Here is a 24,337-nt window from a genome sequence, read left to right on the forward strand (position 1 = left end):
CAAATTATACTTCCCCCCAAGGAAATCATCATGAAGAAAAATATAACCCCTGATCGCATTATGCAAATTGGTCTGGGATTTTGGGCAGCGAAAACCCTCCTTAGTGCCGTTGAATTAGGTCTTTTCACACAATTGGCTAAGGAACCCATGTCAGCAGAGGCAATTGGAAAGCATCTTAACCTCCATCCTCGCAGTCTTAGAGATTTCCTTGATGCCCTCGTCTCTCTAGGAATGCTTCAACGAACCTCCGATGGCTTATATCACAATAGCCCAGAAACCGATCAATTTCTTGATGCTAATAAATCTTCTTACATTGGCGGAATCTTAGAGATGGCAAATCACCGACTTTATCCTTTCTGGGGTTCTCTAACAGAGGCTTTAAAGACAGGTGAGCCGCAGAACGAAGCAAAAAGTGGCAATGTGAATAGCTTTGATGCTTTGTACAGTAACCCAGAAAAACTAGAAGAGTTTCTAGGGGCAATGACAGGGATTAGTGTGCCAACAGCCCAAGCCATCGCCCAGAAATTTCCTTGGCAAAAATATAATACGTTTATTGATGTGGGAGGCGCGCAGGGAGGATGCACTGTACAACTTGCCTTAGCGCATCCTCACTTAAAAGGCGGAAATTTTGACTTGCCTGCAGTGCGTCCCGTATTTGAGAAGTATGTAAAACAGCATGGACTCGATGATCGCTTAATGTTTTATCCAGGTGACTTTTTCCAAGATGCCTTACCAACTGCTGATGTTTTGGTAATGGGACATATTCTCCATGACTGGAACTTGCAAGAAAAACAAATGCTATTACAAAAAGCCTATGATGCGCTACCAGTAGGGGGTGCTCTGATTATTTATGAAGCCTTGATTGATGATGAGCGTCAAAACAATACCATGGGGTTACTGATGAGTCTCAATATGCTGATCGAAACGTCTGGCGGATTTGATTATACAGGAGCAGACTGTTCTCAATGGATGCGTCAAGTGGGATTCGGTGAAATTCAGGTGGAGCATTTAGTGGGTCCTGATTCCATGGTTATTGGCATTAAGTAGCCTCATGAATTAGCCTTTAATCCTTAAGGATTACTGCGCGATCGCGCCCTCCATTAATGACAGAAAAACTTGCTTTAGTTATTGAATAGGTCATTTGAAAGTTGGATTCCGATGTTATCCCTCTTTTGTCACTTTCCGAAGCAAGAAGTAAAAAATAATGAGTTCTAATCAACTCTTAAAAACCTATTTTAACTTGATGAACAGAAGAAAATAAATGCTGAAACCCCAATAATAAGTGGTCATTATTAAACATCTCTAGCCAAGGGACAACTAACCAAAATAAGAACCATGGTTCCATAACTAAACGTAGGTTATGTAAGGCATCTTTCCAGCTATTTCCCTTCCTCCAATTGGGATGTTGAGGAGAATTATTACTTGTTGATGGTTGTGTCTTATCATCACTGTCTTCATCTTGCTCAAAAGAGCTAAAACCTGGCGTTTGTAAGCTCACCATTAAATAAACACAGTAAATGATTTCCCACCACTTCTCGATCTCAGAAAACTTGGTGAAACGATAATCTTTCCAACCCAATTCTTGCTTACATTGGCGAAATCCATATTCCACCCAAGTTCTTAAACCGTAAAGGTCTCCTAGTTTTTTCTTGACCTTCCCTTGAAGATTGGTCATAACAAAAGAGGTCCCATTACTGGGCAAAGTTTCTGGGTCAGTGGTGAGATCCCAATAAGTGATTTTTCGTCTCTTGCCATAAACAATTTCTCGAATGTATCTGGTTTCGGAACTGTTATCACTAAAGGTGCGAGTAAATTGACACCATTTATTGGCTCTTACCCTTTGTCCTGGGGGCAGTAGGACACTATGATTACTTCTAATTGCTACTACATAGGAGAGCTGATAGTGAGTTAAAGTATTGATGAAATTGCTACTTTCTCCATACAAGCTATCTGCTAAAACTAGGTCAATGTTAAAGCCAAAATCAATTAACTCTTGAATCAGTTCTATGGCTAATTCAATCTTGGTTTGGTATTTATCCCCTGGTTTGAGAGTTCCTTTGGGCTTAAATACCTTAAACTTTAAGGGGAAAGTGATATCTTGATACACTCCATAAGCATTGACCGAGACGATTCCTTGGTCAATTTTGCCCAAACTTCCTAAGTATTGTCTAGCGACATAATCGGTACGATTTCCCTTCTTTCTATCTCCAGTTTCATCAATAATGACGGTGATTGCTTTTCCCTTTAAGGCTTCTTTAGTTTTTTGTAATCTTCTTTCTCTTAATTGTTCTACTGACCAAGGTGAGTTAGCAAGGAAGTGATGTAGAGATTGTGCAGAAGTAATCCCGACGACTTTGGCAATTTCTGGTAGAGATTTTCGTTTAATCGGTGCGATGAGTCCTAAATGTAAAAATTTAAAGCATTCATAATTTCTCACATCTTGAAACAGGTCTTGATAGTAACCACAATAGTTGTCTACGATCGCGCTAGTAGGTTCTGGGTCTCGCGGTAGGTGTTGACGAATCTGTAAAGCTACATCCATCATGAGCAGTCGCTTCCCTCTTTATTCTTACTTTTCCTTTCTTATCATTTTATCTCGGAAAATGACAAAAGAGGGTTATATGAAATATCTAAATGTTTGCTACAGATAAAGCATTGAGAATAAAGTCCCATCCAGTGATCTGAGTAATCACTTGAGAACTTAATTTTGATAAGATTTTGGAAAGTCGCTTTCTTAAATCATCTAAATCGGGAAAGAATTCCCATTTCAAAGGTTTCTTAATTTCTTGCCATAATCGTTCAATGGGATTAACTTCTGGGGAATAAGGTGGTTGGAAAATTAAAATGACATTATCAGGAAGTTGTAACTCTAACCAAGTATGGCAACGACTGTTATCAACTTGTATTAAGTGTAAATCGTCAGGATATTCTTGAGCAAACCAGCTTAAATACTGCTCAAAGCAAAGACCATCAAGATGAGAAAATTCTCTGAAAAAATTCTCTCCCGTTCTCGGTTCCACTAAACCGTACAACCATAAATAATCAAACTTCCACTGTTTTTTTCCTGTCGGTTGAATTCCTTTACCTGTAATTTTTGTATCGTGAAGTGTGATTAACCCGATTCGAGATTCATCTTGGCACCAATATCTAATGTTTTGATATCGTTTAACCTTTTCTGAATTAGCTTCTAGTTGGGTTGTAACAATTTCACTTAGTTTTTTTTAAAAGCTTCCGGTGCTCCCAATTCCTGTTTGCTATGAACTGGACGTGGCACTTTCAGTTTTCCTTCTAAACCATAGCGGACTCGTTTATGAACAGCACTATAACTAATATCAATATCTTGAATTAACTGAAGCCATGTTTGAATTTCCTTATAACTAGAAAATCCTTCTGGATCTTCTAGTTCTTGGATTAATTTTTTTTCTACTGATGGCGTGATTTTAGGGACTCGCCCAGGACTTTTCTTAACTTCTAAAAGACCTTTGAGACCTCCTTTGCGATATTTACTGAGCCATCTTGATACTGTCGTTCGGTGTTTTCCGATTAGGGAGGCGAGCGCGCCGGTACTTCTGACTTGGTTCGTTTTCAGCCAATACAAGACTTGGATTCGTTCTTTGACTTCACTGTTTTGGGAGAAGTTGAGCTGTTTTTTAAGCTCTTGAGCTGACTCGGCAATCTCAATTTTAATGACACCTGCCATAGCTAATCTCGATTACTAACAATCTCTCCCTCTATTTGTAGCATACACAGTTCCATTTCATATAAAAACTGTAACCATTAAAAATTTTCGTAATTTTCCACATTTTGAGCTACATAATCTTGGTCGATTAAACTTATTAGTAGGAACCAATAATAGTGGTAAAACTTCAGTATTAGAAGCCATTCGGTTACTCTGTTCACAGAATGACCTTCAGCCCCTGATTGATACGACAAGAAGTCGAGGTGAATATTTTTATGATGATCATAAACAAGAACGAGAGTTAGATATTCGTCATCTTTTTCATAATCACAAAATAGAGCCATGTGATCAATTTTCAGTATCAGGCTTAGATGAAAACGGGCAAGAAGAGGAACTTCGTGCATCCATCGGAGTTCATCATGAAGATGAACAATTTGATGGCGATGATTCTCTCAGCGACAGTGAAGATAACCTTTTAGATGATTTTCAGGCTCTCGACTTTAGACTTGAATGGATATCTGGAGAAGAATATAAGCATTGGAAACGCCCTTTATCCAGTAATGGAGGATTATCCTATGATTATTTTCGTAGGTTAAAAGCTGTGGGGGCTCTTATGGGGGCTCTTAAAAAAAGTGGTACTAAAACACAGTTTATTACTTCAGCAGCGCTTACAGCTTCTGAAATGGTTAGTTTATTTGATCAAGTCGTTTTAACTGATGAAGAAGACTTAGTTGTTGAGGCTCTTCAGACAATTGAGCCTAGAATTATACGCATTGCGCCACTTAGTTCTGAAAGATATAAGTATTCCGAAGCGCGAGAAGGATTTATGATCCGCTTCAGTGATAGTAATCAGCGCATACCAATTGGCAGTATGGGAGATGGAATTTGGCGCATTCTAGGTCTAGCACTAGCAACTGTTGACGCAGCTAATGGGGTTTTATTAGTTGATGAAATCGACACCGGATTACACTTTACAGCAATGTCTGATATGTGGAAATTAGTTTGGGAAACAGCAAAAAGACTTAATGTGCAAGTTTTTGCTACCACCCACAGCAATGATTGTTGGACAAGCCTAGCCACTATTGCCAATGAAGAAGACACAACAGAACATGGAATCACCATTCAAAGAATAGAGAAAAATAAGGAGATAGGAGTTGCTTTTAGTGAAGATGAAATTGTCACTGCTGCTAATCGGGGGATTGAGGTACGCTAATCATGCCCAGTGGATATCAACCCAATAAATTGATTGTGGAAGGTGAAGAGGATAAAAGAGTAATACCACAGCTTATTGAAGCCAATGGGATTCCATGGGGAGAAACCAAAGAAGAAGCAGTGGTTAGCATTGAAGCCTATGGCAATGATACTTTCGCAGATACAACGTTTATTTCCACTGAACTCAAAGCATCTGGACTCAAAGCCCTTGGATTAATGATTGATGCAGATGATAGCTTGAATACACGCTGGGAAAGTGTAAGAAATGCTTGTTTGAAAAGTATTCCCGATCTGCCTAAAAATTTACCAGAAAGAGGCTTAATCTACACCACTACTTCTGGCATTAGGTTTGGCGTTTGGATCATGCCTGACAATGAAACTGAAGGGATGCTAGAAACTTTCTTAACCTACCTTATCCCCAATGACAGTGAACCACTTTGGCAATATGCTCAAGAGGTAGCTGAGGATGCTCAACATAAAGGGGCTCAATTTATTAATTCTCATTTTGATAAGGCATCAATTTATACTTGGTTAGCATGGCAAAATCCCCCTGGAAGACAATTGCACGATGCTGTTAAGCAGAAAATTCTTGATCCAACCCATCCCCAAGCCCAATCTTTTGTGAATTGGTTTAAGCAGTTATCTAAAAATCACGGGTTTAAAACCCCGTCTTTTAAGACGTTCTGTGATAAAATTTTGGCGTGACGTTAACAGTCGCCTACTGGGAGTCCCCCAGAAAGTAACGACTAACCCTGAACTGGCAGGGTGTCTGGTTTCCAGATGGATGTATGACTAGCTGTTAAGCGGTCAGCCTAGTAACCCTCGTTCAGAGAGGAGGTTTCAGTAAGCGATTACTGAATTTGAATCCCCTAGCCTTTAGGCAGGGGAGGATATCAAATGATTTGTAATCTCAAAAAAAACTATAGTCGTTCCAATGCAGTTCCGTAGTGCAGCCATCTTGGCTGCTACTAGGGAGCAAGATGCTCCCACTACTTTTAAGCTGCTGTTTTTTATTTGGAATCACTATATATCAGAGCAATTGACTGGGTCGCTATCAACAACTCCTAGTTTAATGGTAGGCTAGACGCGATTGGACTGTGTCCATATTTCGCCCACGCGTAGCCAGTAGAAAATACAATGGGAACTGTCATTAGTACCGTTAATATGAAAGGAGGGGTAGGAAAAACAACCCTCACAGTTAATATTGCAACTTGTTTAGCGAAACATCATCAAAAACGAGTTTTAGTCGTTGATTTAGACTCACAAATTAGTGCTACTCTGAGCTTAATACCACCTCAAGAGTTTAGTAAAGTTCGTCGCAATCGTCGTACTCTCAGTTATTTAATTGATAAAATTGTTCGCCCCAATATTCGTCGTAAGTATGGAACGCCAGATTTAATTCAATCTCAAGTTTGCGGGATCAGTGGTTTAGAGTTACTCGCCGGCGATATTGAACTTTATGATGAGTATTTGGTTTCTAAAAAACTTCATGAAGAAGCTGTTTCTAATTCAGACCAAGATTTTAATCAGGCATGGGATAATTTTGAAGCCACTTTAGTCAAAAAAATTCTTGAGCCTGTCATTAATGACTATGATTTTATTATTATGGATTGTGCGCCGGGATATAACCTATTAACTCGCAGTGGCATTGCTGCTAGTAATTTTTATATTCTTCCTGCGCGTCCTGAACCTTTGTCCCTAATTGGGATTCAACTCCTAGAAAAACGCATTAACCGCCTAAAAAATAATGAAACAACTCAATCGGAACAGCTAAAAAATTTAAGGTTATTAGGAATTGTTTTTGTTTTATCAGCAGGGGGCTTGTTTGGTCGCTATTACAAGCAAGTCATGCAAAGAATTGAACAAGACTTTACCCCAGAACAAGTTTTTCAACAACAAATTCCTATGGATGTTAATGTAGCCAAAGCTGTGGATATGTTTACTCCCGCAGTTTTAGCAATGCCGAATTGTAGTGGAGCAAAAGCCTTTGTCAACTTAACTGAGGAGCTTTTAAAAAAAATGTAAAGGGAAGAAACAAATTTCCTTCCCTTTTTCTTTCACTTAAGAAGAAACAGAGGCAGAGCGACGACGACGACGGCGACCATGAAAATCTTTTTTCACAGCTGTGCCATTGCCATTATTGCTTTTAGTTTTTACAGGCTTCGGCTTATCACCATTTAGACTTGTGCCATTGGTTTTGGGCTTCGCTGAGTGATCCTCAGGGGTTTGTAATAAACAAATTGCAGTGGGTTGACTCTTCAACTCTCGTCGCACTAAACGTTTTAAACCGCCCTCAATTTCTACTTTAAGTTCACTCCAGTTAATCTCTTTTTGTAAAGGTGTTCCATTGCCAGTTGTCGCCAAATGACTCCAGTATTTACTAATACTTTGTTCCACACTGCGGAGAATCATTTGGTTAATCTTTGCTGGTTCAATGGGAGTAACCACCCCACGTAAGTTCACTTCTGGTTGGGCTAAAACTTTGCCATCTAACCCCACAGCAACTGCCACAGTAATCAAGCCATCCACAGCTAACTGTTGCCGTTCACTCATAATATCTTTGTGAACTACACCAGAATGATCCACTAATTCAATCCCTGACTGCACTTGTTCCGTGACTTCAATTTTATCGGGAGAAACTTCCACCACATCACCATTATTAATAATGACGGTATTTTCTTTCGGAATCCCCATTTGATGTGCCATTTCAGCGTGTTTAACCAGCATCCGATGTTCCCCGTGGAAAGGAACAAAAAACTTCGGTTTAGTTAACGCCAGCATTAATTTATGATCTTCTTGCGATCCATGCCCAGAAACATGAATGCCTTGCTGACGACCATAAATCACTTTTGCCCCTAACATCATCAAGCGGTCAATGCTATTTACTACCGCAATAGTATTGCCAGGAATAGGGTTCGCAGAAAAGACGACTGTATCAGTTTCTCGGATTTGAATCTGATGGTGTTCTCCTTTAGAAATGCGGGTCATCGCTGCCATTAATTCTCCTTGTGACCCAGTTGTCAGAATTACCACCCGTTCATCAGGATATTTATTTAACTCTTTCATGGGAACAAATAAATCATCCCGACACTTGATATAGCCGAGATTACGGGCATGGTCAATGACATTTAACATAGATCGCCCAACAACGCCCACCACACGGTTATGTTTTTCTGCTAATTCTAAAATGATCCGCACGCGATGCACAGAAGAGGCAAACGTTGTCACTAAGACTCGTCCGTCTGCTTCGGAAAAGATACGACTCAGATTCGGTCGTACAGAGTTTTCTGAGGGGGTATGCCCTGGACTTTCGGCGTTGGTGGAGTCACTTAATAAGCATAAAACCCCTTTTTCCCCATATTCTGCAAGACGATGAAAATCAAAATGTTCTCCATCAACAGGCGTATGATCCACCTTAAAGTCGCCAGTATGAATCACCACACCAAGGGGAGTTGTAATTGCAACACAGCAACTATCCGCGATGGAGTGAGTATTGCGAATAAATTCAATGGAAAAAGAACCGCCCACTTTCACCGTTTCCCGAGGCTGTACAGGTTTTAAGACGGTGCGATCTGCAATTCCAGCTTCTTCTAGCTTGTTTTGTAGTAAAGCAAGGGCAAGACGGGGTCCATAAATCACAGGAATATCAAACTGTTTGAGATGATAAACAATGCCCCCAATATGGTCTTCATGTCCGTGGGTGACAATCATGCCCTTAATTTTATGGCTGTTTTCCCGTAAATAGGTCATGTCGGGTATAACCACATTAATCCCGTGCATATCTTCATTGGGAAAACCAATTCCTGCATCGAGTAACATCATTTCATCGTTGTATTCAAAGATGCAGGTATTCTTGCCAATTTCGTGTAAACCGCCGAGGGGAATAATTCGCAAGTTTGATTGTGATCCGTTTTGAGTCATAGATGATGTTTCCTTGTGTTAGTGAACAATTAATAGAAAAAATCCTTATTTTCGGGGAAAAATGATTAATTCCCTGACAAATAAAACTTATATAATGGGTGAGATTTAAAAATAATAATTAAAGTAACGATAAGTTGGTTAAAACATCTTTTAATTGTGTTTCTACCTCTGCTGGTAACTCCGAAAGTGGCGATCGCAGCGTTCCTACATCCCAGCCTTGTAGCTTCAGGGCAGTTTTCACGGGAATCGGATTCGTTGATAAAAATAGCCCTCGGAATAAGGGAAATAATTTCAGATGATATTGTTGCGCTACTCCTAGTTTACCATTCTTAAAAGCAGTAATCATTTCTTGCAGTTGTAAGCCAACTAAATGGCTGGCAATACTAACAACCCCTGTTCCACCTACAGCGAGGAGGGGAAGCGTTAAAGAATCATCTCCTGAATAGATGCCAAATTCTGGAGGCGTAACGGTACGGATTTCCGAAACTTGATCTAAATCGCCACTGGCTTCTTTAATGGCAACCACATTATCCAGTTTAGCGAGTTTGGCAACAGTTTCTACCTCTAAATTTTTCCCAGTACGCCCAGGGATATTATAAAGCATCATTGGCAGGTCAGGGCTTGCCTGCGCGATCGCGCTAAAATGTTGATATAAGCCTGCTTGTGGGGGCTTACTGTAATAGGGAACTACTTGCAAACTGCCATCTAATCCCAATTTTGCCGCTTTTGTCGTGGCAGCGATCGCCTCATGGGTACAATTAGATCCCGTTCCCGCCATCACTTTCCCGCGATTTCCCACTGCTTTTTGCACCACTTGGAATAACTCATACTCTTCTTCCCAAGTTAGGGTGGGAGACTCTCCAGTTGTGCCACAGACAACCACTGTTTCCGTTCCATTATTGATCAAATAATCTGCTAACTTCTCTGCGACAGCATAATTGACCTCTCCTTCTGCAGTAAAAGGCGTTACCATCGCCGTTAGCACTTGTCCAAAATCCACACTTGTCATTGTTGTTTTTTCTAATCTTTCTCGTTTTCTTACACTGACACAGCCTTTTCTGTTGTTGGCAATAACTGATCTTTTACGAGCAACTCAGCAATTTGCACCGCATTGAGGGCAGCACCTTTGCGAATTTGATCCCCACTTAACCATAACTCTAACCCACAGGGGTGGGAGATGTCTTGGCGAATGCGTCCCACAAATACCTCATCCTTGCCAGTGGCTTCATTGGGCATGGGAAAATAATTGTTCTCCCAATCTTCTCGCACTTCTACCCCAGGCGCTTGGGATAAGACTTCCTTGGCTTTCCCCACAGGAAATGGCTCGGCAAACTCTAAATTAATTGCCTCGGAGTGCGCTCTTAATACAGGGACGCGGATACAAGTAGCACTAATCCGCAACTCTGGTGCATCAAAAATCTTCCTTGTTTCTTTTACCATTTTCATTTCTTCTTGGCAATACCCTTGTTCGGTTAAGGGAGAATTATGGGGAAAGACATTAAAGGCAAGAGGATACGGAAAAGCGTCAGTGGGGGGTGTTTCCTCATTGAGAATGGCTCTGGCTTGCGCTTTCACTTCCGCCATCGCTTGTGCGCCAGCGCCAGAAGCTGACTGATAAGTGGCAACAATTAACCGTTGAATGGGCTGAATTTGATGTAACGGAAAAATTGCCAATCCCATTAAAATCGTTGTGCAATTCGGGTTCGCAATGATTCCTTGATGTTGGGCAGCCGCTTGCGGATTGATTTCTGGAACAATCAGGGGAACCGTTTCATCCATGCGAAAGGCACTAGAATTATCCACTAATACCGCCCCAGCATCAACAATGGTTTGCGCCCAAGCCTTACTGGTTGATCCACCAGCAGATGCCAAAACTAAATCTACATCCTGAAAAGCCTCAGCACTCACTGCTTCTATAGTTAAAGCTTCCCCTCGAAAGGAAATCGTTTTTCCTGCTGAACGAGGCGAGGCTAGTAGTTTTAATTGTGATACTGGAAACGCTCGCTCTTCTAAAAGCTGTATTAATTCAGTTCCCACAGCCCCAGTCGCGCCTAAAATAGCAACTCGTATTCCCTCTGACAAATGATTAACCTCCAAGATTCACTTAACAGTTGTACAGATAATGATTTTATTTAAGGAAAGAAATATCAAAAATTATAGACTGAAAAATAAATATACTTTCTTCCACTGTACACTGTGTTTGGCAATGCTACAATAACGAGTCGGACTTTGTCTTTGGTTTAATGATCTCGTTAAACTAGCAAATGTCTCTCGATTCTCACCCTAGCTTACTATTGCGTTTGTCTCTTGTACAACCTAGTGAATCATTACAATTAACGTTATATGAAAGTTACCCAAGAAAAACTCCCCGATAGCCAAGTCAGTCTTGAAATTGAAGTTCCAGGGGATCAAACTAAAAAAGCCTACGAAAAGGTACTAAAAGAGTTAAAACAGTCGGCGAACATTCCAGGATTTCGGAAAGGAAAAGTTCCTCGCCAAGTTTTAGTACAACGATTTGGCAAACAACGCTTAAAAGCGGCTGCTTTAGAAGAACTATTACAGCCGTCCATTGATGAAGCCGTTAAGGAAGCTAATGTGGATGCGTTAGGGAATTATCAACTTATTTCTCAATTTGAAGAACTTTCCCAACAATATAATCCTGGGGAACCCTTAACCTTTAAAGCCTCTGTGGATGTTCCCCCAGAAATTCAACTCGGTGACTATAAAAACTTAAAAGTGCAAGCAGAGGAAGTTAAAGCTGATCCCGAAAAAGTAGAAAATTATTTACAAGAAAAACGGGAAGAAGAAGCCACTCTCGCGCCAGTCGAAGATCGCGCGGCTCAAATGGGGGATACGGCGATTATTGACTACGAAGGGCGTTTTGCTGAAAGTGGAGAAGCCATTGAAGGCGCACAAGCCACTGACTTTGAACTGGAATTAGAAGAAGGCAAGTTCATTGCAGGTATGGTGGAAGGCATTGTGGGGATGAATGCTGGGGAAACCAAAGAAATTCCTGTTACCTTCCCTGAAGACTACGCCAGAGAAGATTTAGCTGGACAAACCGTTAACTTTACCGTCACGCTGAAAGAATTAAAAGCAAAAGAATTGCCCGAACTCGATGATGAGTTTGCCGAAGATGTTGGAGAACATTCCAGTTTAGCGGAGTGGCGAGAAGCCCTAAGTAAACAATATGAAGAACAAGCACAAGAGCAAACTAAGAGTAATATCGAGCAAGCCATTGTTCAGGCTTTGATTGAGCAAACAGAAATGGAATTGCCTGAAACGATGATCGAACAGGAACTACAAACGATCATCACTCAAACGGCAATGCAAATGGCACAGTATGGCATTGATGTGCGGCAAATGATGACCAAAGAAATGGTCGAGCAAATGAAACAGCGATCGCGCCCTGATGCCATTGCTCGCATCAAACAAAGTTCCATCTTAGTCGAAATTTCCAAACAAGAAGGGCTTGAACCTACCCCTGAAGAAATTAGTAATAAAGCTGAGGAAGTTCGCAAACAACTTGAAGATCAACAACAAGACTATGAAGAGGAACGACTCAATGAATATGTAGAAGAAGATCTCCGTCAAGAAAAAACCTTAGAATGGCTACGGGAGCAAGTGGAAGTAGAGTTAGTTCCTGAAGGCACACTACAAAGCCAAGAAGAGGAATCCGAACAACAAGCCGTTGCCAGTGAAGCCAACGAGGCAAATGAATAAGCCATAATAAAGAAAGAAGGAAATTAAAATTTTACCGCGAAAAAATCGAAGAAATTTATGATTTACTCCCAAATGCCCGATTCTGATGTAGTCAGTGGTGCGTCTCCCCAATACAAACCTCAAGATACCGTGGTTCCCATGGTGGTAGAACAATCAGGCATGGGGGAACGTGCCTTTGATCTTTACTCGCGTCTTCTTCGTGAGCGGATTGTCTTTTTGGGAATGCCCGTAGATGACCAAATTGCTGATTCTGTGGTCGCTCAAATGCTCTTTTTAGAAGCTGAAGATCCCGAAAAAGACATTCAACTATATATCAATTCCCCCGGTGGTTCCGTGTATGCTGGCATGGCTATTTATGACACCATGCAGCAAATTCAGCCCGATGTAGCGACCATTTGTTATGGACTGGCTGCCAGTATGGGGGCTTTTCTCCTCGCTGGTGGCGCTGCTGGAAAACGGATGTCTCTGGGCAACTCGCGGATTATGATTCACCAGCCTCTAGGGGGCGCGCAAGGACAAGCGGCGGATATTGAAATTCAAGCGCGGGAGATCCTTTATCTTAAAAATACCCTTAATGAACTCCTCGCTCACCATACAGGACAACCGTTAGATCGCATTGCTGAAGACACCGATCGCGATTTCTATATGTCCGCAACCGAAGCGGTAGAATATGGCTTAATTGACCAAGTGATTTCCTCGCAGACTCGTTCCCCTAGGGAAGTGGCTGCCAGTTAGACCCTCTAAAATCAAGCAGACTCAGGTATTAACTATGTCTAAATTTGACTCCCACTTAAAATGCTCCTTTTGTGGCAAATCCCAAGAACAAGTTCGGAAATTAATCGCTGGCCCAGGGGTTTATATCTGCGATGAATGTGTAGAATTATGTAACGAGATTTTGGATGATGAGTTAATTGAACCCACTGGTCGTTCTAGGGGTGCAGTGGCTCCCACAGAAGAAGAAAAACAGCAGGAGTCAAGTCAAATCTCCTTTAACCAAATTCTGAAACCCAAAGAGATTAAACGCCATCTTGATGACTATGTGATTGGTCAAGAAGAGGCAAAAAAAGTCCTTTCAGTGGCGGTTTATAATCACTACAAGCGTCTCAGTCTTTTAGAAGAAGGCTATTCTGACCAAGATACAGGGGTGCAATTACAAAAATCTAACATTCTATTAATTGGCCCCACTGGCTGTGGTAAAACCCTTTTAGCCCAAACCTTGGCTGAGATTCTAGATGTGCCATTTGCCGTTGCTGATGCCACTACACTCACTGAAGCGGGCTATGTGGGAGAGGATGTGGAAAATATCCTGTTGCGCTTATTACAAGTGGCTGACTCCGATATTCAAAAAGCCCAACGCGGCATCATCTACATTGATGAAATTGATAAAGTAGCTCGCAAAAGTGAAAATACTTCCATTACCCGTGATGTTTCGGGAGAAGGCGTACAACAAGCCCTCTTAAAAATGTTAGAGGGAACTGTTGCCAATGTGCCGCCACAGGGAGGACGTAAACATCCTTATCAAGACTGTATTCAGATTGATACCAGTAACATCCTATTTATATGCGGTGGCGCATTTGTGGGACTGGATAAAGTGGTGGAACAGCGTATGGGTCGCAAGTCCATTGGCTTTATTCACGGAGAAGAAGGAGAAACCATCACCAAAGAAAAACGCACCGCCAATATCTTGCAACATCTACAGCCAGATGATTTTATTAAGTTTGGCATGATTCCTGAGTTTGTAGGACGGATTCCTGTTTCTGCGGTAATTGAACCCTTAGACGAAGAAGCGTTAATTTCCATTTTGACTCAGCCACGGAATGCCCTTGTGAAACAGTATCAGAAACTGTTGGGGATGGATGACATTGAGTTAGAATTTACCGAAGACGCTCTCCGCGCGATCGCGCAAGAAGCCAATCGCCGTAAAACAGGAGCAAGAGCCTTACGGGGGATCATTGAAGAAATCATGCTTGATGTCATGTATGATTTACCCTCTCGCCAAGATATCCAAAAGTGTGAAATTACGCGAGATATGGTAGAAAAACGCTCTACTGCTGAGTTATTACTTCATCCCTCTTCTTTACCGAAACCTGAGTCCGCTTAAGAGAAAAAACTCTCCTCTGTTGTCTGCAAAATCCCAACAGGGGAGCACTTTGCCACATTAATGCTAAGGAAGAGCCTCTTGTTATTATCCCAAGATTGTATTAAGAGAGACTTTGTTTACTACTTGTTTTTGGGTCTTCTGCCGGTAAAAGATTAATTAAAGGTAATGGCAGTAAAGTAGAAACATTAGTTAAAACCACTAATAACCAGAGCCGATCAAAATTATTTTCTGTAACGCCTAAAAGGTAAGTTAATAACCCTCCTAATTCGTGAGACAAAAACCCTGCTAGATTAAAAATTGACATTAATAAAGCAAATAAAGTCGCTTCTATTCCAGGAGGGCATAATCGTGCTGATAAAACTAAAATGGGCATAAATGCAATTTCTCCCACAACACTTAGAATTAAGTTATCCCCTAAACTAAACCAATAATCATCAATTCCTAATGCGCGATTAGCATGAGTCACTAATAACAAAACACTCATTCCTAATACAGCAGAAGTAATGGTACTCCAAACAAAAACTTGCCGAAAAGGAATTGTCTTTAAAAAGCGTTGAAATATCCAAACTCCAGCCAAAGAAGCGAAGCTACTCACAAGCCGCACTCGTCCTAAAAATTCTGCTTCAAATCCTAATTCATTAGTCATAAAAAAGAATATTGCTGAATCTGAACCGGGAGTAGATTGCCAGAGAAAAATAAAAATTGTCGGGAGTAAAATTTGTTTTTGGGTGATTGCTTGCCAAAGTTGGGTAACTTGCCCCTTGACATTTTTCAACAATGCTAAGCTCTCTCGCTGTTCTTTTGGAATCGGGGTTTCTGTAATTAGCCACGCTACTCCTGAGAAGACTAAGGGAAATACTGATGTAATCGCAAAAACAGTTTTTGGGGTAAATAATTCCAGTAACCAGCCACTAAAATAAGCAGTAATTAAACCGCCTAAAGCTGAAGCGCCCCAACTAAGAGATTGTAAGGATCCAGCATTAGCTAAAGACTCTTCTCGCGCCCGTTCCACCACTTGGGAATCAACAATAACATCACTAATTGCAATAGACGCTGAACTCATTAAAATGGCAATGGTTGCCATGAAAGCATTATCCACAAAGGTTGCCAAGGCTAGCCAAGCAGCAGTTCCCAGAAAGCCTGAGAATACCAAATAAGGGCGACGACGATAGCCAAAAATGGGAAATCCATCCGAGAGAAAGCCAAATAAGGGTTTAATTACCCAAGGCAATACTGCCACCCCTGTTAATGCTGAAACTTCGGCAGGACTTAAGCCTAAATCATCTTTAAGGAAAAAACTAACCGCTAATCGGGCAAGATTTAGGACACCTCGCACCACGTAAACACTGACAATGGCGAGTAGTTCTGGGGTAGGATCATTCCCTAAAAAGAGCTTGTCTTTAAAGAAGTTTCTCAGTTGGGTTTTAATTCCCTTACTGGGAGAGGTGGTAGAAATGCCCATAGCTAACGCTTAATAATGGCTTGATTAATCCAGTCTTTAATGAGGGTGTTTACCTGTTGGGGAACTTCATCATGGGGACAATGTCCAGCATTAAGGAAATGTTCGGAAAGGATGTCGTAGTGTTGATGAAATTTGCGCGATCGCGCTTTGGTATCCATCCAAGGGTCTTTTTCTCCCCATAACAGTAACAGGGGAACTTCTAACCGTTGTAATAATTCATCTACCTTATCCCCTCTAGGACTCTTAAAGACAGAAGCAAACACCTTAGCCGCGCCGCGATCGCAAGAAGGACGATAAATATCCTCTACTAACTGATCCGTCACCGCACTAGAATCAAAATAAACCTTCTCCAAAGTTTTCCGAATCATGGACTTACGACGGACATATTGAAATAATAGCCAACTACTCCAAGGCTGTAATAAGATAGAGCGAATTGCTTTCTGAAACTTTTGTTTTAAAGTTAAGGATTGAAGGGTTTGCTGATTAGTCTCTTGATCAGAAAAAGGGCCAGCACTATTGAGTAACACTACTCCCCTTGACCATTGAGGGCAATTTCCCCCCACACAAAGGGCTGCATATCCCCCAAGAGAATTTCCCACTAATACGGCAGGCTTGCCGATCACCTCTTGGATAAACTCACTGAGTTGTTCCTGCCACAACTGCCCACTATAAACCCAATCTGGCTTACTAGAACGTCCAAACCCTAGTAAATCAATGGCAAACACCTTGAAATCAGCTTGTAGTTCTGCAATATTCTTGCGCCAATGATCGGTGGAAGCCCCAAAACCATGAATCAACAAAATCGGCGGATAATCAGAAGTCTCTTCCCCAGCTTCAACATAGTAAATATTTTGCCCTCGCCATTGCCAATAATTCCCCAACTCTCTTGCTGACACTACTTGATTCACATCCATTTGCTTTAATGTTAAGTTTCATTAACAATCTATTTCCTAGCTTAAATAAAATCTGCAAACAATTGCCACATTCTGGAAAGTAGAGCAATGAAAAAAAATTATCGACGTTGCATTAGTTGTAGGCGTGTTGCGCCCAAAGAGGAATTTCTACGAGTTGTGAGAACCCATCCTTCACGAACTGTTAAACTCAATCAGGGGATGGGACGTTCCGCTTATATTTGCCCCTGTGAGAATTGTCTCAAAACTGCCCAACACAAAAACCGTCTCGGACGAGCCTTAAAAGCACAAATTCCTGAAGAAATTTATGAGCAACTCTGGGAAAAGGTAGCCCAAGTCTCAACCCCTCAACCTTCAACTTCCGCTAGGTAACTTCCAATAACCTTTAAATTGTTGGTACAATAGAAAACTCAGGGTTAAATTAGAGGAGAAAGAACCTTCACTTTCATCAATCATCATAAACCAAACTGAAGCCGATTAAACACCGAACTCAGGTGATACAACATAGAAGTAAACCACTTTATTAAAAATATTGGCTTATGCTCTAAAAAATAGTAAACAGTAACAACGGGGGCTAGTGGATGACTAAGGTCAGAATTTACGATTTATCAAGAGAATTAGATCTCGATAACAAGCAAGTTTTAGAGATCTGCGAGAAACTGAATATTGGCGCAAAAAGTCATAGTAGTACCATCCCAGAAGAAGATGCCCAGCGAATTCGTGCTGATGTTCAACGAACGGGTGTGACTAGAAGATCAGATTTTAGGAATGGTAAAGGCAAAAACAACGCCAAAAGTAATAAACCTAATAAAAAAGGTAAGCAACAAATTTTAGAAGTTCGACATAATAAACAAAGGGAGGAAAATTCTTCATCAGAACAAGACAGTCCTTCCCATCAACTAATGACTCCCCCACGTCGAAACACTAGCCAAGTAGAAGAGAAGAAAGATATCAAGCCTAAACCACAAATGAAAAAAACCTCTGAGGAAACTTCCTCAACCGTTTCCCAAAAAGAGGAACCCTCTAAGCCCAACCTGCAACCAGTGTCATCAGCATCAACTCAAGAAAACTTGGAAGTGGAAAAATCTCAAAGCAGTGAAAAGCCTGAGGTAAAAACCGATGCTTCTGCTCCCCAAAGTAAAAAGCAACCTTCGGCTCAAGAAGAGAAACCAGAACTCATCGGTCCCCCGAGTAAACCTAAACCTCCAAAAGGAGCTAAATCTTCTGCTCAAGAAGAGAAAGCAGAGAGTAAAAAAGTAGAAAAGCCCAGAAAAGTAGAAAAACCTACTTTAAAGTCTTCTCCCAGTAAATCAAAGCCAAAGCCGGAGTCAGAAAAACCAGACGAGCCTAAACCAGAAAAAGTAGCCCAAGAGAAGAAAGAAGAAAAACCTGCTCCGAAAAAACCAGCAAAACCAAAAATGCTGGCAAAACCGAAACGAGTAAAAGATGAAAAAGAAGCTCCGCCAGAAGAGGTAGCAGCTAAAGCTGACGGGGAAGATACCTCTAGTGAAGAGGACACAAGTGATGAGAATGAAATTTTCTTAGACGTGCCAAAGCGCCCTCGTCCCAAACACGTAGAAGCCCCTACTCGTGGTGGCAAGAAAAAACGATGGGAAGAAGAGGAAGAGGACTCGGAAAAAGCAGAAGCTAAAGCCCAGAAAAAACGCCGTCCGAAACCAATTATTGAGGATGACGATGAGGAAGAACTAGCTCTGGAAAATGATGAAGAAAACTTAGACGACGCTTCTCAAGAACAGTTGATCGCGCTGCGTTCTTTAGAACGTCCGCCGAAACCGCAAGCTCTCCAAAAAGAATCGTCACCCCCTCAAAAATCGAGTCCTAGTAAACCGAAGAAAAATAAAGATAAAGGAAGTAGCTCTCAACAACGGAGTCAACGCCAAGAAAAAGAAGAAACCAAACAGCGTCCAGAAAAAATTACCCTCCGTGATAACCTAGCGGTTTGGGAATTAGCCGAGATGTTAGTTGCCTCAGAGACAGAAATTATTAAAAATCTCTTCTTCAAGGGCATTGCTGCTAATATTACTCAAACCCTAGACATGGAAACCGCCCGCTTAGTTGCGGAGGATTTAGGGGTCGAAGTGGAGATCCCTGAAAAAAAATCAGGGGCAGAAAAAACAGAAATGCTGGACAACGAGGACTTGGAAAACCTCCAATCTCGTCCGCCAGTGGTAACAATTATGGGTCACGTGGATCACGGAAAAACCAGTCTTCTCGACTCCATTCGTCAAACCAAAGTTGCCGAAGGGGAAGCAGGTGGCATTACCCAGCATACGGGGGCTTACCATGTGGATGTGGAACATGAGGGAGAAACCAAGCAGGTGGTATTCCTCGACACCCCCGGTCACGAAGCCTTTACCGCCATGCGCGCGCGAGGGGCAAAAGTCACTGATATTGCAGTGTTAGTGGTCGCTGCTGATGATGGAGTACAACCACAGACACAAGAAGCGATTAGTCACGCTAAAGCCGCAGGTGTTCCCATTGTGGTTGCCATTAACAAGATTGATAAAGAAGGGTCAAACCCCGATCGCGTTAAACAAGAGTTGACCGAACATGGCTTAGTTCCCGAAGAATGGGGCGGTGAAACTCCCATGGTGGGCGTTAGTGCCATTACAGGAGAAAACTTAGATGAATTGTTAGAAATGATTAGTCTGGTTGCAGAGTTAGAAGAACTCTCTGCAAACCCTGATCGCCTAGCAAGAGGCACTGTCATTGAAGCCAATCTCGATCGCGCTCGCGGACCAGTTGCTACCTTACTGGTACAAAATGGAACACTGCGACTTGGAGATGTGATTGTTGCGGGTCCTTGTTTTGGTAAAATTCGCGCCATGATTGATGACCGTGGTCAGCGAGTAGAAGCTGCCAGCCCCTCGTTTGCAGTAGAAATTTTAGGTTTAAGTGAAGTTCCCTCTGCTGGGGATGAGTTTGATGTTTATGCCGATGAAAGACAAGCCCGAGCTATTGCCGAAGAACGTAGCGAGCAAATGCGGACTTCCCGCTTACAACGGGCAGCTAACTCTCGTCGGGTTACCCTCAGTGGGGTTTCTGAACAAGCGCAAGAGGGAGAACTTAAAGAACTCAACCTCATCATTAAAGCAGATGTTCAAGGCTCAGTAGAAGCAATCCAAAGCTCTCTTGCCCAACTGCCTCAAGATGAAGTGCAAATTCGGGTACTATTTGCAGCTCCTGGAGAAGTGACAGAAACGGACGTTGACTTAGCCGCTGCAAGTGGGGCAGTGATTATTGGCTTTAATACTACCCTTGCTTCTAATGCCAAAACTGCCGCCGATCAAGAGGGAGTTGATGTTCGCGAATATGACATTATCTATAAACTCCTTGATGAAATTCAAGGGGCAATGGAAGGACTCCTTGATCCGGAAGAGGTAGAATCTCCCTTAGGAACTGCTGAGGTGCGAGCTGTCTTCCCAGTTGGACGTGGTAATGCAGCTGGCTGTTATGTGCAGTCTGGGCGTTTAGTTCGTAACCGTCGGATGCGAGTTCGTCGCAATGGCGAAGTGGTTTATGACGGCAATATAGACTCCCTAAAACGGGTGAAGGATGATGTGAAAGAAGTTCAAACTGGCTTTGAATGCGGCGTTGGTTCTAACAAGTTCAATGGCTGGCAAGAAGGTGATATCATCGAAGCCTATGAGATGGTCATGAAACGTCGTTCCTTAAGCGGGAAGAAATAGCCTTTAGCTACTATGTTTTTCCCTTATTGTTGGTCATTGGTCGGTTGTTCTTTGTAAACCAATGACCAATGACTAATGACCAATGACTAATGACCAATAACCAATGACTAATGACTAAAAACAATGTATAAAAAAGAACCGTATTTGTGGATTCATTTTGCAGGACTTGCTATTCTTCCCCTGTGGCTAGAATTAGTATGGTTGGGACTAGCCGCAGGAAAGCCGATTTTACCTGTGATAGTGGAGTTAGGAATTATTGCCTTAGTGGGAACCGTTCCGATTCTCCTCATGCAGTGGACTCGTCCTTTTGATATTTTTAGTATTCTTTTCTTGTCTTTGCAGCCTGATCAACTCAGTGAACAACAACGACAACTCTTAAAAGTATTTAAAACCCCGAAGCATCGGGTATTAACAGGATTAGGCGCGATCGCGCTTTTAGTTGCCCTCTGGTTCATCGCCCGTTATAGCCCTTTAGTGGCTTCAGTAACGCCATTTCCAAATCATGCAGTGGGTTTACTCGTTGCCGCGATCGCGTTTTTAGCCAGTAATCTTTTCCTACAAGTTCCCTTGAGTGTTATGGCTGTGTTTTTGACCAGTAACACCCAGTTAGAGAACTTTACCCCAGATCCCCCAGAACAAATTACTAGTAATTACTTTGTTCCAGGGTTACGGGTGAAAAAAATCTTACCCTCCTTGGTAGAGGATAAGAATCAGTTGTCCCAGAATAAGTGAGCTACTCCCGTTAAATCGAAGATTCTAACGGGAGCTTCCTACCCAATCGGTTGCTTTTCTAATCATAGGACAAGAGAAGTCTTACACCAAGGCGATAGGCGAACAGCCCGGCTCCCGAGCTTTATAGATAATTGGATGGAAGAGAATCAAAAATTCTTTTATATCTTGGCTTGGTTTTCGCCGAAAAAAGTTCCCCATCCGAAGATTTTTCGATTATAGCACGACTGTTCTCATTCATCTCACCGACAAATCAAAGATTCTGTCGGGAGACTTCTGAGAACGGCTAGTTAAGATTCTGGATTTTTATCGGTTGAGCTAGGATCGGTTTCTGAGCCTTCATTAGAGGTAGCGGGATCGCTCTCTGATGACTCTGGTTCTCCCGAAGCCGTTTCTTTCCCGGCAACAGCAGAAGAAGCGCGATCAGTAAGTTGACGAAATTGATCACTCATCCCCTCTAAACGCTCTTTCCAATCAGGATTAGGTTCCACACCTTCAATAGAACGGTGATAAGCTAGAAGAGTGGCTGCCATGGCATAGGCATCAGAAACTGCTAACTTAAACATCCATGTTCCAACTAGAACCAATAGCCCTAAGAATACCCGAACTGGCTCAAAGGGAATAATTGCTCCTAAAATAATGGCTGGAATCGCTAATATGACTAATACCACTGCCATTTCTAAATAGTTAATAATTGTCAAAGCCACCGCATTCGCCAGTACAGGTTTCCAAGCCTGGGCGTATAAAATAATCCCATCTTGGGCAACTGCCCAGACATTTTTCTCTCGATACTGGTAAGCGCGACTTAAAATTGCTTCGTCAATATAGGTGGTGGCAAACTTAGACACTTGGGCAATAATTTTATTAAGATTATCTAAGTTAGGGATTGGTAATAATCCTGTTATGCTAGCAACAGTCCGATTGATGCGTTTAACAATGCCATCAATCATGAGATCCACTGCAAACATTAAACTAACGTCACGAAAGCGGTCCATCACTTGCCGACGACCATACTGGACTTGTGACCCTTCAGGGGCGCGACCATAGACAATATACTCAGTCATGACGGCAATATGCGCTGCTTGCAATAAATAGAAAAAATATCGTTTTGCCCAGCGTACTAATGCCCAAGCCCCGCCAAAGGCAGCTAAAAACACAATGACTCCTAAAATCCCTAAAACTTGCCCTAATAGCCAGGCTACCCCAGCAGCAACAGCAAAATAAATGCTTAACCCTAACCCAAGCAAGGCATAAGTGCCAAGCCTGATCCAAATAAAGGGTAACGTTTTTAACAGAAGCCCTACAGCTTCCCCTAAGTAGAGTTTAACGCCCATTTTAACTTCTCCTTATCATCTTGGGATAACATTAAATCTTCTAATAGTAATATCCTTATAATGTATCGCAAACAGCAGAAACCACAAACATCTGTGAGGTATGCTAGAAAGTAAAGTTCACTAATTAAGGGTTATGACTAACGCAACTCTCAAACAACAAGAATTTTCCAAAGACCAACCCAATTGGGAAAACTTACGAATCGCGATCGCTGCTAGTTCCGGCTTTAAAAGCTGGCAACTTGAAAAAGGGCTTCAATCTTCTCCCGATGAATTAGATGAGCAAGTTCGGGCTTACTTACGGGAAACCTTAGAAACCCTTGCTTATTAGATTTCTCCATCCGTCATTGGTAAAACGTTATCATCATAAGAAGACTCAATTATAGTAGCAGTAAAGAGAATGAGTGTTTTACAACGAATCTGGCGAGTGATTCGGGCAAATCTCAATAGCTTATTAAACAAAGCAGAAGATCCCGAAAAAATCCTAGAACAAGCAGTGGCGGATATGCAGCAAGACTTGGTCAAGCTGAGACAAGCGGTGGCTCAAGCCATTGCCTCTCAGAAACGCACCGAGCGCCAAGCCTCTCAAGCGCGTAGTACCGCCGAAGAATGGAAAAAACGGGCTCAACTAGCTTTAGAAAAAGGGAATGAAGAGTTAGCCCGAGAAGCCCTGACCCGTCGCCAAAATCATCAGCAAACTGCAGAAAGTTTGGAAGCACAGCTTTCACAACAAAATCAGGTGATTGATAAATTAAAATCTGATATGCGGAAGCTGGAAAATAAAATTTCTGAGGCAAAAACCAAGAAAGATATGTATATTGCCAGAGCGCGCTCGGCTGAAACCACCCAACGCCTCAATGATATGATGCAGGGGGTAAATGCTGGTAGCTCTCTCAGTGCCTTTGAGCAAATGGAAGAAAAGGTGATGGAGATGGAAGCCTCCGCCGAAGCCAGCCAAGAACTTGGGCAAGACGATATAGAAAAGCAATTTGCAGCCCTAGAACAAGGAAGTAATGTCGATTCAGAACTGCAACAGATGAAATCTCAATCGGCGCAGAAAAATCTACCAGAAGGTCAACAAGCAAAAGTTGATCAAGAATTGGAACAACTACGCTCAGAATTAAAACAATAATTCATGGAACGGGGATTAATCTGGCTTCCGTTATTGGGAATTTTCATTGGCTTGGCTTGGGCAGGATGGCATGAGTATCAGAAAGTGGAAGCATATCGTTTGTGGGCCGAACAATTCGATCGCGCGAAGTATGATATTAAAGCGGTTTTAGGGCAAAAAGACGACACCATCACTTGGGGAAAACCTGCCCATCCTTTTCCCCAGGCTCTAGAAAGTTTTTCCTTAAAAGAAGTAAGCAAGATTGATCTCTTGGTCAATGGAGAATCCATTTCTCTTGATGATCCTCCTCGCCGTGGTAAGCCTAGTATTGCCTTTACCTTTAAGCAAGGGGAAACTGTGATGATTCCCTTTACAGAAGTCTCGCTCGCGGCTCAATGGACACAAAAACTGCAAGAACTCAAAGCTGAGGAAGTTTAACAAGCGCGA

Annotated in this window: 22 protein-coding genes; 13 read left to right on the forward strand and 9 right to left on the reverse strand. The window is 42.0% G+C overall.

The features are described from left to right. Positions 1-30: 30 nt before the first annotated feature. The gene (locus FRE64_RS14045) at positions 31-1,047 is read left to right on the forward strand and encodes a methyltransferase (protein ID WP_146296803.1); all 1,017 of its coding nucleotides are present in this window, start codon (positions 31-33) and stop codon (positions 1,045-1,047) included. A 175-nt stretch (positions 1,048-1,222) separates the two neighbouring features. On the opposite strand, the gene FRE64_RS14050 is transcribed toward FRE64_RS14045, so the two are convergent. The 3 genes from FRE64_RS14050 to FRE64_RS18335 form a co-directional block, all read right to left on the reverse strand. Next, the gene (locus FRE64_RS14050; RefSeq protein WP_146297260.1) at positions 1,223-2,542 is read right to left on the reverse strand and encodes an IS701 family transposase; all 1,320 of its coding nucleotides are present in this window, start codon (positions 2,540-2,542) and stop codon (positions 1,223-1,225) included. A gap of 88 nt (positions 2,543-2,630) precedes the next feature. Beyond that, a complete protein-coding gene (locus tag FRE64_RS18330; RefSeq protein ID WP_390622272.1) occupies positions 2,631-3,206 on the reverse strand; it encodes an IS630 family transposase in 576 nt (191 codons plus the stop codon). Between the two features lie 5 nt (positions 3,207-3,211). Then, on the reverse strand, positions 3,212-3,700 hold the full coding sequence (locus tag FRE64_RS18335; protein WP_390622233.1) for a helix-turn-helix domain-containing protein: 489 nt from the start codon (positions 3,698-3,700) through the stop codon (positions 3,212-3,214). 76 nt (positions 3,701-3,776) lie between these two features. Between FRE64_RS18335 and FRE64_RS14060 the strand changes: the two genes are divergently transcribed. From FRE64_RS14060 to FRE64_RS14070, 3 genes are all read left to right on the forward strand, one after another. Continuing rightward, complete coding sequence (locus tag FRE64_RS14060) at positions 3,777-4,892, forward strand: AAA family ATPase (protein ID WP_246140440.1); 1,116 nt, start codon at positions 3,777-3,779, stop codon at positions 4,890-4,892. Between the two features lie 2 nt (positions 4,893-4,894). Continuing rightward, positions 4,895-5,596 carry a DUF3226 domain-containing protein gene (locus tag FRE64_RS14065; RefSeq protein ID WP_246140330.1) on the forward strand — a complete coding sequence of 234 codons (702 nt, stop codon included), beginning with the start codon at positions 4,895-4,897 and terminating at the stop codon, positions 5,594-5,596. A 432-nt stretch (positions 5,597-6,028) separates the two neighbouring features. Beyond that, a complete protein-coding gene (locus FRE64_RS14070; protein WP_146296805.1) occupies positions 6,029-6,916 on the forward strand; it encodes a ParA family protein in 888 nt (295 codons plus the stop codon). A 36-nt stretch (positions 6,917-6,952) separates the two neighbouring features. Here the strand turns inward: FRE64_RS14070 and FRE64_RS14075 are convergent, their stop codons facing one another. From FRE64_RS14075 to FRE64_RS14085, 3 genes are all read right to left on the reverse strand, one after another. Continuing rightward, positions 6,953-8,812 carry a ribonuclease J gene (locus FRE64_RS14075; RefSeq protein ID WP_146296806.1) on the reverse strand — a complete coding sequence of 620 codons (1,860 nt, stop codon included), beginning with the start codon at positions 8,810-8,812 and terminating at the stop codon, positions 6,953-6,955. A 118-nt stretch (positions 8,813-8,930) separates the two neighbouring features. Further along, positions 8,931-9,821: a 4-hydroxy-tetrahydrodipicolinate synthase gene (gene dapA, locus FRE64_RS14080; RefSeq protein ID WP_146296807.1), complete on the reverse strand. Its 891-nt coding sequence runs from the start codon at positions 9,819-9,821 to the stop codon at positions 8,931-8,933. 29 nt (positions 9,822-9,850) lie between these two features. After that, on the reverse strand, positions 9,851-10,894 hold the full coding sequence (locus FRE64_RS14085) for an aspartate-semialdehyde dehydrogenase (RefSeq protein WP_186708852.1): 1,044 nt from the start codon (positions 10,892-10,894) through the stop codon (positions 9,851-9,853). A 261-nt stretch (positions 10,895-11,155) separates the two neighbouring features. Here FRE64_RS14085 and tig point away from each other — a divergent pair, with 261 nt between their 5' ends. The 3 genes from tig (at position 11,156) to clpX (ending at position 14,636) form a co-directional block, all read left to right on the forward strand. Further along, positions 11,156-12,535 (forward strand): trigger factor, encoded by a 1,380-nt coding sequence (gene tig, locus FRE64_RS14090; RefSeq protein ID WP_146296809.1) that lies wholly within the window; start codon positions 11,156-11,158, stop codon positions 12,533-12,535. A 72-nt stretch (positions 12,536-12,607) separates the two neighbouring features. Further along, complete coding sequence (clpP, locus tag FRE64_RS14095) at positions 12,608-13,270, forward strand: ATP-dependent Clp endopeptidase proteolytic subunit ClpP (RefSeq protein WP_281286909.1); 663 nt, start codon at positions 12,608-12,610, stop codon at positions 13,268-13,270. Positions 13,271-13,304: 34 nt separating this feature from the next. After that, complete coding sequence (clpX, locus tag FRE64_RS14100; protein WP_146296811.1) at positions 13,305-14,636, forward strand: ATP-dependent protease ATP-binding subunit ClpX; 1,332 nt, start codon at positions 13,305-13,307, stop codon at positions 14,634-14,636. A gap of 100 nt (positions 14,637-14,736) precedes the next feature. Here clpX and FRE64_RS14105 read toward each other — a convergent pair whose 3' ends face one another. Continuing rightward, entirely contained in the window at positions 14,737-16,098 is a 1,362-nt protein-coding gene (locus FRE64_RS14105) for a folate/biopterin family MFS transporter (RefSeq protein ID WP_146296812.1), read from the reverse strand. Between the two features lie 2 nt (positions 16,099-16,100). Next, positions 16,101-17,012, reverse strand: coding sequence for an alpha/beta fold hydrolase (locus tag FRE64_RS14110; protein ID WP_146296813.1), 912 nt, complete (start codon positions 17,010-17,012; stop codon positions 16,101-16,103). An 87-nt stretch (positions 17,013-17,099) separates the two neighbouring features. Between FRE64_RS14110 and FRE64_RS14115 the strand changes: the two genes are divergently transcribed. The 3 genes from FRE64_RS14115 (at position 17,100) to FRE64_RS14125 (ending at position 21,451) form a co-directional block, all read left to right on the forward strand. Further along, on the forward strand, positions 17,100-17,381 hold the full coding sequence (locus FRE64_RS14115; RefSeq protein ID WP_146296814.1) for a YlxR family protein: 282 nt from the start codon (positions 17,100-17,102) through the stop codon (positions 17,379-17,381). A 209-nt stretch (positions 17,382-17,590) separates the two neighbouring features. Beyond that, complete coding sequence (gene infB / locus FRE64_RS14120; protein WP_146296815.1) at positions 17,591-20,719, forward strand: translation initiation factor IF-2; 3,129 nt, start codon at positions 17,591-17,593, stop codon at positions 20,717-20,719. 123 nt (positions 20,720-20,842) lie between these two features. Further along, positions 20,843-21,451 (forward strand): low-complexity tail membrane protein, encoded by a 609-nt coding sequence (locus tag FRE64_RS14125; RefSeq protein WP_146296816.1) that lies wholly within the window; start codon positions 20,843-20,845, stop codon positions 21,449-21,451. Positions 21,452-21,738: 287 nt separating this feature from the next. Here FRE64_RS14125 and FRE64_RS14130 read toward each other — a convergent pair whose 3' ends face one another. Next, on the reverse strand, positions 21,739-22,782 hold the full coding sequence (locus FRE64_RS14130; RefSeq protein ID WP_146296817.1) for a hypothetical protein: 1,044 nt from the start codon (positions 22,780-22,782) through the stop codon (positions 21,739-21,741). A 133-nt stretch (positions 22,783-22,915) separates the two neighbouring features. Here FRE64_RS14130 and FRE64_RS14135 point away from each other — a divergent pair, with 133 nt between their 5' ends. From FRE64_RS14135 to FRE64_RS14145, 3 genes are all read left to right on the forward strand, one after another. Then, the gene (locus tag FRE64_RS14135; protein WP_146296818.1) at positions 22,916-23,110 is read left to right on the forward strand and encodes a hypothetical protein; all 195 of its coding nucleotides are present in this window, start codon (positions 22,916-22,918) and stop codon (positions 23,108-23,110) included. 69 nt (positions 23,111-23,179) lie between these two features. After that, on the forward strand, positions 23,180-23,911 hold the full coding sequence (locus tag FRE64_RS14140) for a PspA/IM30 family protein (protein ID WP_146296819.1): 732 nt from the start codon (positions 23,180-23,182) through the stop codon (positions 23,909-23,911). A gap of 3 nt (positions 23,912-23,914) precedes the next feature. Next, on the forward strand, positions 23,915-24,328 hold the full coding sequence (locus FRE64_RS14145; protein ID WP_146296820.1) for a hypothetical protein: 414 nt from the start codon (positions 23,915-23,917) through the stop codon (positions 24,326-24,328). Positions 24,329-24,337 lie beyond the last annotated feature (9 nt).

The organism is Euhalothece natronophila Z-M001 (assembly GCF_007904085.1).
Classification (GTDB): domain Bacteria; phylum Cyanobacteriota; class Cyanobacteriia; order Cyanobacteriales; family Rubidibacteraceae; genus Halothece; species Halothece natronophila.